Origin of the sequence: Amycolatopsis sp. NPDC051061 (assembly GCF_040682935.1) — a bacterium.
Taxonomy (GTDB): Bacteria; Actinomycetota; Actinomycetes; order Mycobacteriales; family Pseudonocardiaceae; genus Amycolatopsis.
The window spans coordinates 14,637-27,761 of the sequence record NZ_JBFBBZ010000026.1 but is presented as its reverse complement, the minus strand read 5'-3'; the positions used below and the strand labels follow the sequence as shown (position 1 = coordinate 27,761).

The following is a 13,125-nucleotide window of genomic DNA, read 5'->3' as shown; positions in this document are numbered from 1 at the left end:
CGCTACACGAACTGAAAATCGTCCTGTCCGATCGCTAGGCTGAGATTGCTCATTTCTTCGATCAGTATCCGGTCGTTGAGGATTTCGAAGCCACGGCTCGCGTCCACGCTGATGCACCCGATGAACTTGCTCCGCCCGTTCCGGATGGGAACGGCGAAGAGGGCTGTCCGGTGCCTGAAGTATTCGAACTGCCGCCAGGTCAGGTTCATCACAGCGCCAGGGCCGAACTCGTCGACATACTTGTCGAACTCGGTCTCCGATCCGATCGTCTCGGTCAGTTCTGTTGCGTTGATCCGGATTTCCTGGTCGTTCTGCCAGCACAAGCCGATAGCGCCGACTCCCTTCAGCGGCGAGAACGCCCGGGTCATCGGGGACGTTGCCATCCGGTAGGTGGCCACCCGCTTGAGCGTGCCGGAAACGGGATGGCGGATGCTCCGGCGCTTCCGCCACACGTGCAGTGCCAGATCGCCCGTCTCCAACGGTGGTTCGATGCGGGTAGCAAGTTCTAGGATCTTCCCGAAGCTCGACAGGATGCTGCGGCGCATCAACACGTTCTGGTCCGAGACCGACCGGGATTGCCACTGCTCGAACGGGGTGAAAGCGCCGAAGACCCCGACGACCAGCAGGAAGAGCGGCAACAAGTAGGGCTTTCCCTGCAGGATCGACGACCAGGCGCCGGCGGAGGGGACGTGGTAGGCGTTTCCGGCGAGGCACAGGGTGCCCAGGAGCAGGAACGAGCGATCGGCCAGTTTCGCCATCCCGCGCGTCAAGGGGTCACTCCCGCCGAGCCGAGGTCAGTTCTGCTGGTGTCGCCAGGACTTCCCCGGCAGGGGCAGGCGTTGCCCTGATCTGGTTTCAAGGCGGACGCCCATCTCGCTCGTCGTCACGCCGATCGAGTGGAACTCGGCTCCGGCTTCGTCGAACATCTCCTCGAGCGGGTCCTGCTTTTCCGGCGGGACCGTGAAGAGCAGCTCGAAATCGACGGAATCCCCCATGACGACCTCCAGCGGATCCAGGCGGAGGTGCCGGCAGACCGCTCGGACCGGCGGGGGAATCCTCAGCCGGTCCTCGAACACGGTGATGCCGACGCCGCTGGCGCTCGCCACGCACTCGAGGGTCGCCTTGAGCCCGTCGGACGTGTCCTGGCAGCTCGTGACGACCCCGCTTTCGCCCATGGTGATACCGGCGGTGGTTCGCGCGCGGGGACGAGCCCAGCTGGCCAGCAGTTCCTCCCGGTGCCGGGTTTCGATGTCATCGCTGGTGTCGCGGGCCCGGAAGTACGCGGTCGCGGCGCCGGCCGTGCCCGTGGGCCCGGTGAGGCAGACCAGTTCGCCGGCCTTCGCGCCACTGCGCAAGAGGGCTCCGCCGGGGCGGCAGACCCCCAGGGCGGTCGCGGACAGGATGAGCCGCTCGGCTCCGCCGATGTCGCCGCCCACGTTCGGCGCCCCGAACGTCTCGCAGGCGTCGTGGATCCCCAGCACGACCTGCTTGAAGACGAAATCCGTCATGGCGGGCGGATATCTGATCACCGAGAGCAGCCCGATGGGGTGGGCGCCCATGGCCGCCACGTCGCTGATGTTCGCGGCGGCGAGGTAGTACCCGAGGTCGTACTCGGTCAGCAGTCCGTACTCGTACAGCCGGAACTTCGGCCCGCGAACGTAGTCGGAGCCCACCACGAGCTGCTGGTTCCCGTGGAACGAGAAGACCGCGCAGTCGTCTTGGGTGTCCGCGCCGGCGGTGAGGCGCACCTGGCTGGCCGGTGCCGCCTCCCGTGCCCGGTAGTTGGGTGTCTGGCTCGAGAAGATCGCCATGATCGTGTTCTCGAGCCGGGTCGGCTCGTCGGAACAGTGGTCTTCTGCGGACATCGCATCGACTCGTCTCGGTGCTCCGGGGGATGAGCTCGGTCTAGGTTTCGATCCGTGAAGCCGTCCACGACGCGGTCATCCGCAGGGTGAGCCGCAGCTGATCCTTTCTCGTGACGAGCGAATAGTCCCATTCCGGGTCTTCGATCTCGAGTATCGATCCGACGATCGAACGAAGGTACTGGCGCGGATTGGTCTCGGCGGGCAGATAAACCCGCGCGCGGTCACGGTACAGGCGGAAGTAATAGGAGTGGCTGGGCCAGGGTTCGTGGCCGAGCTCGTCGAGCCCGGCCAGATCCAGGTAGGGAAGTCCCGCGCTTCCGAGGGCGTCGTCCACGGCATCTCCGGAGAGCGGGAAAACGTGCCAGTGCGCGTGGGTGATGCAGGCCTGCCGGCCCATCTCTTCGGTCGAGCCGTGCTCGAGCACCAACGGCGGGGCGAAAGTGGCGGCGTACCGAGGAACGAGCCAGGCCAGCAGGCTCCGCAGTTCGGTGTGGTCGTCGGCGATCAGCCTGGCGAACGAGAGGTGGTGCTGCTTGGGGAGGACGAGCAGGTGCCCGACGACCAGCGGCGACATGTCCGCCAGTACTTCGAACCGGCTGGTGGAGAAAATCCGGCGGCTCGGCGGGTCGCCCTCGTAAACGCGGGTGAAGGACGTATCGGTCGAGCCGGAGAGCTCCTGGCAGAGGTCAGCTCCCTGGCACGCTACTTCGGTGATCATGCCACCCCCATCTCGTGGATGGTTCCAGGCGCATATTACGGTGCCGATCCGCCGGGTAAAACCACCATTCGGACGGGCCGCACGGGACAAAAGGTTGACAGATTGTCGCCGTGCACGAGCACGGATCACAGCCGTCTTTGATTTTGGCCGGTCTCGGAGCTCGGAGCGGACGAAGAAACAGTTGTTCGGCTTCTTCACCGCAGTTCGCGGGTAACCGTGAGGCGCGTCAGTGCCAGGACTTGGCGCGGGCGTACTGGTCCGGCCACCGGACGTCCGCTTCGAGGGTGTTCGCCGCCCGGAGCGGCCAGTGCGGGTCGCGCAGCAGGGCGCGGGCCAGGAACACGACGTCCGCTTCGCCGCCGGCGATGATGTCCTCCGCCTGCTGCGGGTTCGTGATCATGCCGACCGCGCCGGTCGGGAGGCCGGTTTCCGCGCGGATCCGCTCGGCGAACGGGACCTGGTAGCCCGGGCCGACCGGGATGTCCGGGTTCGGGGTGTTGCCGCCGCTCGACGTGTCGATCAGGTCGATCCCGCGCTCGGCGAGGAGCTTCGCCAGGCGGACCGATTCGTCGAGCGTCCAGCCGTCGTCCGTCCAGTCCGTGGCCGACAGCCGGGCGAACAGGGGGACGTCGGTTCGCGCCCGCACCGCGTCGGCGATCTCCAGCGCCAGGCGGGTGCGGCCCTCGAAGTCGCCGCCGTAGCGGTCGGTGCGGGTGTTCGACAGCGGGGACAGGAACTGGTGGACCAGGTAACCGTGGGCGAAGTGCAGTTCGAGCAGGTCGAACCCGGCGTCGACCGCCCTTCCGGCCGCTTCCGCGAAGGCGTCCGGAAGGGCGCTGACCTCGTCCGTGGTGAGCGGCCGCGCGGGGGTGTAGGTGCCGAAGGGCTGCGCGTCGGCGCCGACGCTCGGCCAGCCGCCCTCGTCGACGGGGACGCTGCCGCTGCCTTCCCACGGCCGCCGCGTCGAGCCCTTGCGGCCGGCGTGCCCCAGCTGCATGCCGATCGCGGTGCCCTGCCGGTGGACGAAGCCGGCGATCCGCCGCCACGCCTCGGCCTGCGCGTCGTTCCAGATGCCGGTGTCCTGCGGGCTGATCCGCCCTTCGGGCACGACGGCGGTCGCTTCGGTCATGACGAGCCCGGCGCCACCGGTGGCGAACTGGCCGAGGTGCACGAGGTGCCAGTCGTCCGGGACGCCGTCGGTCGCGGAGTACTGGCACATCGGCGACACCCACGCGCGGTTCGGCAGGGTGAGGCCGCGAACGGTGATCGGGCTGAAGAGTCGGCTCACCTTTCGATCAACGACACGTGCCCGCCGTCTCTTCCCGTCGCCAGGGCGTCTACCGACGGGTAACGTCGACCACATGGGTGTCGCTGCTGACGAACGCCAGGCGTTGAGCTCGCTCCTCCACGACCTCGGGCCCGACGCGCCCACGTTGTGCGAAGGCTGGACGACGCGGGATCTCGCCGCGCACCTCGTCGTGCGTGAGCACCGGCCGGATGCCGCGCCCGGGATCATGGTGCCCGCGCTCGCCGGGTACACGCGGAAGGTCCAGGACCGCTACGCCGCGAAGCCGTGGACGAGCTTGGTCGAGCAGGTCCGGAAGGGCCCGTCGAAGTTCTGGCCCACCGCGATCGGCCCGCTCGACGAGCTGACCAACACCGCCGAGTTCCTCGTCCACCACGAAGACGTCCGGCGCGCGCAGCCCGGCTGGGAGCCGCGGCCCGCCGATGCCACCCGGGACGCCGCCGCGTGGCGCTCGGCCAAGGGCGCCGCGAAGCTCAACCTCCGCAAGTCTCCGGTCGGGGTGACCCTGCGCACGAAAGACGGCCGGGAAGCCGCCGTCAAGACCGGGCCCGACCCGGTCACGGTGGTCGGCGAGCCGATGGACCTGCTGCTGTTCGTCTTCGGCCGCGACGCCGTGCACCTCGGCTTCGAGGGGGACGCGGCCGCGGTCAGCCGTCTTCAGTCGGTGCAGCGCGGGCTCTAGGCTGCGCTGCATGCCGATGATCAGCGTTGCCATGTTCCCCGGCCGCACGCCCGCCCAGAAGAGCGCCCTGGTCCGGGAGCTGACCGACGCGTTCGTCCGCACCTGCGGCGGCAAGCCCGAGGGGGTCCAGGTGACGCTCGTCGAGATCGGCGCCGACCACTGGGCCACCGGCGGCGTCCTGCACTCCGAACGCTGAATGTCATGGAGGGGCACCGTCATGGACTTAAAGCCATGACGGTGCCCCTCATGACAAGCGTCAGCGCAGGCCGAGGGCCCGCTGGGCGAAGTTGACCTCGATCGACGTCTGCTTGATCGTCTCCGCGATCACCAGCGAGCCGTGGCCCGCGTCGTAGCGGTAGAACTCGTGGTGCAGGTCGCGGCCGCCGAGCCGGTCGAGGTAGTTCTCGATCTGGCGGATCGGGCAGCGCGGGTCGTTGTCGCCGGCCAGCACCAGCACCGGCGCCGTCACAGCGTCGACGTACGTGAGCGGCGAGCACTCCCGGTACACCGCCGGCACGTCCTCCGGCGAACCGCCGAAGAGCGCGCGGTCGAACGAGCGCAGCTGCTCCATCTCGTCTTCGTACGCGGCGACGTAGTCCGCCACCGGCACCCCGGCGACGGCCGCCGCCCACCGGGTCGGCTGGGTGCCGATCGCCAGCAGGGACAGGTAACCGCCCCACGAAGCGCCGTTCACGACGCACTTGGCCGGATCGCTGAGTCCACTTTGGACGGCCCAGTCGTGGACCGAGGCGACGTCCTCCAGCTCGGTCAGGCCAGGCCGGCCCTCGATGGCGTCGCGCCAGGCCGAGCCGTAGCCGGTCGAGCCGCGGTAGTTGACCTCGATCACGGCGAACCCGGCGTCGAGCCAGGTCGCGCGGTAGGCCGAGAACCGGTCCTCGTCCGCGGCGTGCGGGCCGCCGTGCAGGGAGAACACCGTCGGCAGCGGGCCCTCCGGCGCCCCGGGCGGCCGCGACACCAGCGCGTGGATCCGGCCGCCGACGCCTTCGACGAACGCGTCGGTCACCGGCTCCGACCCGGGCGCGCGGTCACCCGGCGGCTCGAGCAGCACGGAGTCCGCGCCGTCGGTGGTCCGTGACCGGACCGCGGCCGGCTCGGCGGCGCTGGACCACGAGTACTCGACCGTCCCGTCCGGACGGACCCCGGCGCCGCCGATCCGGCCGGCCGGAGTGTCCACAGAGGACAGCTCGGCCGTGTCGAGGTCGTAGCGGTACAACGAGCTCCGGCCTTCGTGGAAGTGGACGACGAGCAGGGCCCGCGCGTCCGGGTACCAGCCCGCGACGACCTCGCCGGGCAGGTCGAGCTCGAGCTCCGTCTCGGAGTCGTCCCGGACGTCCCAGACGAGCAGTTCCTCGCGGCCCCGGCGTTCGTGCAGCACCAGCAGGCGCTGGTCGCCGGGCAGCGGGGAGAACTCCAGGGCGGTCAGGCCCTTGCCTTCGCCGTCCCACTTCTCGGCCACCGCGGCGAACCCGTCGGTCGCCAGCACCCGCAGCGCGGGGTGCCGCGAGTCGCCGTGCTCGGAGTGGGAGATCGCGATCAGGCTCTCGTCGCGGGAGAGCGACGCGATGCCGGCGTCGTCCGCGTGGCTGTAGAAGCGGTGGGTCTCGCCGTCGATCCGGGCGAACAGCTCGCTGCCGTCGTCGGTCGAGACGCCGACCGCGACGAGCTTGGCGCCGATCTCGAGGCCGGCCGGGTAGCCGTCGTGGACGTCCGGCACGGCCTTCTCGGGCTTGCTGCCCTCGGTCGCGGCGAACGGCTCGCGCACCCAGGAGCCGAACTCGTCGCCGTCGGTGTCGTCGAACCACCAGAGCCACTCGCCGTCCGGGGACGGCGTCGCGTGCAGGGTGCCGTTCGGCCGGTCGGTGACGCGGCGGTGCTCGCCGGTCGCGCGGTTCCAGGCGTAGACCTCCCAGACGCCGCTGGCGTTGGAGACGTAGACGTTGGCGTCGGGGGCGTCGCGGGCCCAATCGGGCGTCGAGATGCGGGGGGCGTGGAAGCGGGCGCGCCAGCGGGCTTCGGCTTCGGCGTCGTCGAACAGCCGGTCCGGGACCACCGCGGGCGGGAATTGCTTGGCTGACTGCGTGCTCACCCCTCGATCCTGCCACCTTCTGGCCGTACTGTGTGCGGGGTGCTGGAGGGTTACGCGCCGGGCTACGGGCGAGACGCGGTTTCGATGATGTCCGCGCGCACGGCGGCGGAACGCGCGACGTTCGCCCAGCCGCTGTTCGGACCGGGGATGTGGGTGGTCGACCTCGGCTGCGGCCCGGGCTCGATCACGCTCGGTCTCGCCGCGGAATCCCGCGTGACGGGCATCGACCTCGACGCGGGTCAGATCGCGATGGCCCGCGACATCGCGCGCCGGGCCGGAAGGTCCACAGTGGACTTCCTGGTGGCGTCGGCGTACGACCTGCCGTTCGCCGACGCGAGCGTGGACGTCGCTTTCTCCCACGCGTTGTTCGAGCACTTGGCCGCACCGTTGGACGCGCTCGCGGAGCTGCGCCGGGTGCTGAAGCCGGGCGGCAGACTGGCTTTGTCCACTTCGGACTGGAGCAAGGCGCGTGTTCGTCCGAAGACGGCGAACGTCGACGCGGCCCTGCGTGGCCATTACCTGCTGCGCCGCCAGGCGGGTGGCAACCCGTTCGCGGGCCGGGTGATCGCCGAACAGTGCGCGGCGGCGGGGTTCACGGAGATCGTGTCGAGAGCCCGCTACCGCTCCGACATGAGTTACCGCGACCTGGCGAGGTACGTGGAGTCCCGCTTGGAGGCGGCGGCAGCGGAGCCGGGCCGCGACCGGGACCAGCTGGCGAGCGCGGCCCGTTCGGCCTTGACGTGGGTGCGCGGTGGTGACGGGGATTTCAGTCAATGCTGGGTCGAAGTGACGGCGACGCGATAGCCGGGACGCGCGGGGGGTCCGGGGGCGAAGCCGCCCGGCGGGGTTTGGGGTTCGACCCCAAAAAATGCCGAGAGGGCCAGCTTGGTCGGCGCTTTCCGCCAACACACCGGCCCTCTCGGCACTCTCGTCGGGGTGGCGGGATTCGAACCCACGACCTCCTCGACCCGAACGAGGCACGCTACCAAGCTGCGCCACACCCCGAGGTACTGCTTAACGGGTCGTGGAGAAGTCTAGCGGACGGTGTCGTGGGCTTTTCGGGGGGCCAGCTTTCGGGGCTTCGCCGTCCCCGATCCGCGCGGGACCAGCGTCAACAGGCTCGCCTCGGGGGGGCACGCGAACCGCGCCGGCGCCCACGGCGACGTCCCCAACCCGGCCGAAACGTGCAGCCACATGTGCGCGCCCCAGCGCGAGGCGCCGCGGGCGCGGGTGCGATCCAGCTCACAGTTCGTGACCAGCGCGCCGTAACCCGGGAGCCGGAGCTGGCCGCCGTGGGTGTGGCCCGCCAGGACCAGGTCGTAACCGTCCGTGGCGAACGTGTCGAGCACCCGCGGCTCCGGCGAGTGCGTGACGCCGATGCGGACGGCCGCGCCGCTGTCGGCCGGGCCGGCGATGTCGGTGTAGCGGTCGCGGCGCAGGTGGGGGTCGTCGACGCCGGCCGCGAACACCGACTGCCCGCCGACGTCGATCGTGCGGCGGACGTGCGTCAGGTCGGTCCAGCCGTGCTCGACGAACGCCGCGCGCAGGTCGCGCCACGGCAGCTGGACGCCGTGGACGCGCTTCTTCTTGCCGTGCGGCATCAGGTAGCGGGCCGGGTTCTTGGGCTTCGGCGCGTAGTAGTCGTTGCTACCGAAGACGAACACGCCCGGGCGGTCGAGCAGCGGGCCCAGCGCGCGCAGCACGGACGGGACGGCCTGGTGGTGCGAGAGGTTGTCGCCGGTGTTGACGACGAGGTCGGGGTCGAGCTCGTCGAGCGCGGCGACCCAGCGCTGCTTGCTGCGGTGCCCCGGCAGCATGTGCAGGTCCGAAACGTGCAGGATGGTGAACGGCCGCGAGCCGGGCGCCAGCACCGGGAGCTGGGCGGTGCGCAGGGTCCAGTGGCGCCGTTCGATGCCGACGGCGTAACCGAGGGTCGCGGCGCCGAGCGCCAGCGTCCCGGCGGCGAGGCGTGCCGCTGTCGCCCCCGACGTGGATTTGTTACTGAGCGTGCTCACGGAGTCCAGGATACGTGCTCAACGGTTGGGTGACTTCGCCGCCGTTCCGGGGAACCTGCCGCTTAGCATTTGCGTCGGCCTGATTACGGGTGCTTTTGCGGGGGTTCCGGGTGGCGGAGCCCCCGGCCCGGGGCGGAGCCCCGGTTGTCACGGGTGACAAGCCGGGGGGCTTGGGGAGAACGATGGAGCAGTTCGGGCCGTATCGCATCGAAGGCCTGCTGGGCCGCGGTGGCATGGGCGAGGTCCACCGCGCCTACGACACGGCGCACGATCGCGTCGTCGCGCTGAAGCTGTTGTCCGGGCCGAACGCGGGTGACGAGGCGTTCCGCGCGCGGTTCCGCCGCGAGTCGCAGATCGTCGCGCGGCTGCGCGAGCCGCACGTGATCCCGATCCACGCGTACGGCGAAATCGACGGGCAGCTGTACCTCGACATGCGGCTCGTCGAGGGCAAAGACCTGAAGGAGCTGCTCGAGGACGGCCCGCTGACGCCCGAGTGCGCGGTGGGGATCGTCGAGCAGGTCGCGGGCGCGCTCGACGCCGCCCACGAGGACGGCCTGGTGCACCGGGACGTCAAGCCGTCCAACGTGCTCGTCACGAACAGCGACTTCGTGTACCTCGTGGACTTCGGCATCGCGCGGTCGATGAGCGGCGAGGGGACGTCGATCACCGGCACCGGCAACGTGATCGGCACGCTCGACTACATGGCGCCGGAACGCTTCGGTGACGCGCCGATCACCGGGCTCGTCGACGTCTACGCGCTCGCGTGCGTCTTCTTCGAGTGCCTCACCGGGCATCGCCCGTTCCAGGCGGACGGCGCGGCCGCGCAGATGGGCGCGCACCTGAACGCGCCGCCGCCGGTGCTTTCGCAGGAGCGGCCGGGCCTGCCCGTGGGGCTGGACGCCGTCGTGGCGCGCGGGATGGCGAAGAGCCCGGCCGGCCGGTATCCGACGGCGGCCGCGTTCACCGACGCCGTCCGGGCCGCGCTCACCGCGCCCGCGCCGCCGATCCCGACGTGGCAGCAGACCCTGCCGGTCCCGGTGACCCCGCCGCGGCCCACCTCGGCCGCCCCGCCGCCCACCCTGGCCGCGCCGCCGCCCACGTTCTCCGGGCCGGTTTCCCGGCAGCACGCCATGCCCGCGCCGCTGACGCCCCCGCGGGCGACACCGGTCCCGGCCGGGCCGTACGGCGGGCCGCCGACCGGTGCCCACCCGGCGCCGGCCCGGTACCCCGGGCCGGCGGACAAGGTCGCGGCGGCGGGGCCCCGGCGCAACCGGTGGATCGCGCTGTGCGCCGCGCTCGCCGGGGTTGTCGTGGTCGCGCTGGTGATCACGTACCTGGTGACGAAGGACGACAAGACGCAGACCGGCGAGCCGCTGGTCCCGGTGACCGTCGACCCCGCGACGTCGGCATCCGCGCCGACGTCCGAGAAGACGACCCCGCCGCCACCGTCCACATCGGAACCGAAGCCGACGCACGACGAGAAGCTCTACGCGGCGCTCCCGGCCGTCTACAAGCAATACACGTGTGAGGACGCGGCGGTGCCGGCCGGCGCGGCCGCCGCGGTCGAGTGCGCGGACTCGAACGTCGGAGACGTGAAGATCGGCAACGTCCTGTTCCCGCAACCGACGGGAGCGAAGTTCCTGCGCTTCGCGGACGCGGCGGCGATGGACGCCTTCTTCCAGAACATCGTGAAGACCCAGGGCCTCACCCGCAACGACGCCCAGGGCGCGTGCCGCCCGGACAAGTACCCGAAGATCTGGGGAACGTACTACCGCGCCGAAGTCCCGAATCCGGTCCCCGGGGAGTACCTGACGTGCTTCCTGGGCGATCCGGCGCAGCTGGTGTGGACGGAGAAGGCGAACCTCGTGGCCGGCATCCTGCTGTCCACGAAGGTCACTGACAACGACGAGCTGGACAAGCTCTACCAGTGGTGGAACACCGAGATCCTGTCGGAAATGCCGCGGAACTGACGGCGAAGGGGCCCGCGGTTTCCCGCGGGCCCCTTCGGTGGCTAGCGTGCGCCGCCGCCCATGTAGTGCGGATCCGGTTGCGGTAGCTCCATTCTCGGCTGGCTCGCGTCCATGATGTTCTTCATCGCGCCGAACCAGGTCCGCGCGGGTGCCTTGCCACCGAAGATGTTCCCGCTGCCGCAGACCCGGACGTTGCCCGGTCCCGCGTCGCAGATACCGCCCTGGCCGCCGCCGAACTTGAACGTCATCGCCGCGCCCGCCAGCTGCGGGGTGCCGCCGACGAACGTCGCCGAGACGTTGCCCTGCGTCGTGCCCGTCTTGCCGATGATCGGGCGGTCCCACTTCGCCGCGGCCGCCGCGGCGGCCGACGTGCCGCCCGGCTGGTCGTCCTTGCTCATTCCGACGGCGAGCGTGTTCGCCAAGCCCTCCGGCACCGCCTGCTCGCACGGGGCTTCCTTGACCGGCACCGGCTGACCGTTGCGGTCGGTCACCCCGGCGAGCGGGGTCGGCGGGCACCAGACCCCGCCCGAGAGGATCGTCGCGGCGACGTTGCCCATCTCCAAACCGCTCACCGGGCTGAATCCGAGCGTGAACGCGCCGAAGCCCGGGCTGTTCCCGTTGGGGCCGTACGCCTCTGCCTGGCTCTGGCTCTTGCTCTTGACGCTCGGGTCGACCGGGCCACCGCCGGTGTTGCTCGCCATCGTGTCACGCAGGCCGAGCCGTTTCGCCATGTCGATGGCGGGGCCGGTGCTGCCGAGCTTGTCCTCGAGTCCCACGAACGTGGTGTTCGGGGAAGTCGCCAACGCCGTCTGGAGCGTCGCGTTGGCGCCCACGCGGCTGTAGTCGCCCGCGTTCCCGACGCAGTACCAGTACGTGGCGGGCTTTCCGGTCGGCGTGGTGCTGCAGCCGCCCTTGCCGGTCGAGAACACGCGTGACGTGTAGGAGTCCGGCATGTCGACCGGCGAGTAGATGCCCGCGAGGCCCTTGTCGAGGACGGCTGCGGAGGTGAAGATCTTGAACGTCGACCCCGCGCCACCGGTGTTGTAGACGCCGGTCGGCAGCGCGTACGTCGTCTGGCCTTCGTCCTGGTTCTGGCCGTAGTCGCGGTTCGCGGCCAGCGCGACCACCTCGTGCCGCTCCTTGCCCGGTCTGATCAGGGACAACGTGTTCGCCACGTACGGCTGGGTCTTCTTCACCTGCGCCTCGGCCGAGACCTTCGCCTCGTGGTTGGCGCGCTCGTCCAGCGTCGTCTTGATCGTGTAGCCGCCGGTGTAGAGCTGGTCCTTCGTCATCCCGCCGGCCTTGAGGAGGTAGTCCTCGACGTACTGGCAGAAGAACCCGGACTCCGGGCCCGCGCCGATGCAGTTGGCCGCCGGCTTGGCCGGGAAGTCCGGCACGACGCCCAGCGGCTCGGCCTTGAAGCGGTCGGCGTCGGCCTTGGCGAGCTTCTTGTTCTCCACCATCCGGTCGAGGACGAGGTTGCGGCGTGCGGTGGCCTTGTCCGCGTGCTTCCAGGGGTCGTTGTTGACCGGGTTGTTGACCAGCCCGGCCAGCAGGGCGGCCTGCGGCACGGTCAGCTTCTCGGGCGTCGTGTTGAAGTACGCGTGCGCGGCGGCGCCGATCCCGAAGATCTGCCGGGAGAACTCGACGATGTTCAGGTAACCGGCGAGGATCTGCTGCTTGCTCAGCTTCGTCTCGAGCTGGATCGCGATCCGCGCTTCCTTGAGCTTGCGGGCGACCGACTGCTCCTGGGCCTTCTTCTGGCCGACCTGGTCGTTCCGGTAGACGACGTTGATCAGGTAGTTCTTGACGTACTGCTGGGTCAGCGTCGAGGCGCCCTGCGTGTCGGCGCCCGTGCTGTTGCTGACGGCCGCGCGCAGCGTGCCCTGCCAGTCGACGCCGTGGTGGTCGTAGAACCGCTTGTCCTCGACCGAGACCAGGGCCCACTTCATGGCCTCGTTGATCTGGTCCGGGGTGATCGGCAGCCGGTACTGGTCGTACAGGGTCGCGATCGGCTTCCCGGTGCTGTCGGTGACCGTCGTGACCAGCGGCGGCGGGATGTCCGCGAGGTCGGACGACGTCTTCTCGACGGTCTCGCTCGCCTGGTTGGACATCACACCTGCGGCCCCCACGACCGGGAAGAGCATGCCGGCGACGAGCACGCCCGCGAGCAGACAGAGGCCGATGAGCTTGAACAAACCATCTGCTTTTCGCACGAGGGCCAGGCTACCCGGAGTGAGTCAGGCGCCGGTGACGCCGTGTCTCCGCAGGTGTGAAATCAGTGACAAAACCGACCCCCTTCGGTGACATCTGGTAACGGAAGGCATTCTAGGTCTTGGCGGAGGGAACCGACGGCCCCTACAGTCCGTCAACGTCTCACGAAGAAAGCCGTCGGATGGATCAACGCGGGTGGGAGCTCGCTTGGTCGATGCGGCGGCACCGGCACCGGGGAGGTGCCCGGA

The 13,125-nt window shown here is 70.0% G+C and carries 11 protein-coding genes and 1 tRNA gene; 4 read left to right on the top strand and 8 right to left on the bottom strand.

Annotated elements, in window-relative coordinates:
• Positions 1–2 precede the first annotated feature (2 nt).
• From AB0N03_RS30820 to AB0N03_RS30805, 4 genes are all read right to left on the bottom strand, one after another.
• A complete protein-coding gene (locus AB0N03_RS30820; protein ID WP_364378655.1) occupies positions 3–770 on the bottom strand; it encodes a hypothetical protein in 768 nt (255 codons plus the stop codon).
• A gap of 24 nt (positions 771–794) precedes the next feature.
• Complete coding sequence (gene thiL, locus AB0N03_RS30815; RefSeq protein ID WP_364378652.1) at positions 795–1,865, bottom strand: thiamine-phosphate kinase; 1,071 nt, start codon at positions 1,863–1,865, stop codon at positions 795–797.
• Positions 1,866–1,905: 40 nt separating this feature from the next.
• Positions 1,906–2,583 carry an HIT domain-containing protein gene (locus tag AB0N03_RS30810; protein WP_364378649.1) on the bottom strand — a complete coding sequence of 226 codons (678 nt, stop codon included), beginning with the start codon at positions 2,581–2,583 and terminating at the stop codon, positions 1,906–1,908.
• A 226-nt stretch (positions 2,584–2,809) separates the two neighbouring features.
• Positions 2,810–3,871 (bottom strand): NADH:flavin oxidoreductase/NADH oxidase, encoded by a 1,062-nt coding sequence (locus tag AB0N03_RS30805; protein WP_364378646.1) that lies wholly within the window; start codon positions 3,869–3,871, stop codon positions 2,810–2,812.
• Between the two features lie 73 nt (positions 3,872–3,944).
• Here AB0N03_RS30805 and AB0N03_RS30800 point away from each other — a divergent pair, with 73 nt between their 5' ends.
• Positions 3,945–4,571, top strand: a complete 627-nt coding sequence (locus tag AB0N03_RS30800) for a TIGR03085 family metal-binding protein (protein ID WP_364378643.1) — start codon at positions 3,945–3,947, stop codon at positions 4,569–4,571.
• A 10-nt stretch (positions 4,572–4,581) separates the two neighbouring features.
• On the top strand, positions 4,582–4,767 hold the full coding sequence (locus AB0N03_RS30795) for a tautomerase family protein (protein WP_086859558.1): 186 nt from the start codon (positions 4,582–4,584) through the stop codon (positions 4,765–4,767).
• 60 nt (positions 4,768–4,827) lie between these two features.
• On the opposite strand, the gene AB0N03_RS30790 is transcribed toward AB0N03_RS30795, so the two are convergent.
• The gene (locus AB0N03_RS30790; RefSeq protein WP_364378640.1) at positions 4,828–6,678 is read right to left on the bottom strand and encodes a prolyl oligopeptidase family serine peptidase; all 1,851 of its coding nucleotides are present in this window, start codon (positions 6,676–6,678) and stop codon (positions 4,828–4,830) included.
• Positions 6,679–6,717: 39 nt separating this feature from the next.
• Between AB0N03_RS30790 and AB0N03_RS30785 the strand changes: the two genes are divergently transcribed.
• Positions 6,718–7,482, top strand: coding sequence for a methyltransferase domain-containing protein (locus tag AB0N03_RS30785; protein WP_364378637.1), 765 nt, complete (start codon positions 6,718–6,720; stop codon positions 7,480–7,482).
• A gap of 127 nt (positions 7,483–7,609) precedes the next feature.
• Here AB0N03_RS30785 and AB0N03_RS30780 read toward each other — a convergent pair.
• Together AB0N03_RS30780 and AB0N03_RS30775 are read right to left on the bottom strand one after the other, a co-directional pair.
• Positions 7,610–7,683, bottom strand: a tRNA-Pro gene (locus AB0N03_RS30780).
• Positions 7,684–7,712: 29 nt separating this feature from the next.
• Complete coding sequence (locus tag AB0N03_RS30775) at positions 7,713–8,693, bottom strand: metallophosphoesterase (protein WP_364378634.1); 981 nt, start codon at positions 8,691–8,693, stop codon at positions 7,713–7,715.
• Positions 8,694–8,875: 182 nt separating this feature from the next.
• Between AB0N03_RS30775 and AB0N03_RS30770 the strand changes: the two genes are divergently transcribed.
• Positions 8,876–10,663, top strand: a complete 1,788-nt coding sequence (locus AB0N03_RS30770) for a protein kinase (RefSeq protein ID WP_364378631.1) — start codon at positions 8,876–8,878, stop codon at positions 10,661–10,663.
• Between the two features lie 41 nt (positions 10,664–10,704).
• On the opposite strand, the gene AB0N03_RS30765 is transcribed toward AB0N03_RS30770, so the two are convergent.
• Positions 10,705–12,879 carry a transglycosylase domain-containing protein gene (locus AB0N03_RS30765; RefSeq protein WP_364378628.1) on the bottom strand — a complete coding sequence of 725 codons (2,175 nt, stop codon included), beginning with the start codon at positions 12,877–12,879 and terminating at the stop codon, positions 10,705–10,707.
• Between the last annotated feature and the right edge of the window lie 246 nt (positions 12,880–13,125).

Coding starts and splice junctions, on each gene's coding strand:
- thiL (WP_364378652.1), bottom strand. CDS start 1,865: ATGTCCGCAGAAGACCACTGTTCCGACGAGCCGACCCGGCTCGAGAAC.
- AB0N03_RS30810 (WP_364378649.1), bottom strand. CDS start 2,583: ATGATCACCGAAGTAGCGTGCCAGGGAGCTGACCTCTGCCAGGAGCTC.
- AB0N03_RS30800 (WP_364378643.1), top strand. CDS start 3,945: ATGGGTGTCGCTGCTGACGAACGCCAGGCGTTGAGCTCGCTCCTCCAC.
- AB0N03_RS30795 (WP_086859558.1), top strand. CDS start 4,582: ATGCCGATGATCAGCGTTGCCATGTTCCCCGGCCGCACGCCCGCCCAG.
- AB0N03_RS30770 (WP_364378631.1), top strand. CDS start 8,876: ATGGAGCAGTTCGGGCCGTATCGCATCGAAGGCCTGCTGGGCCGCGGT.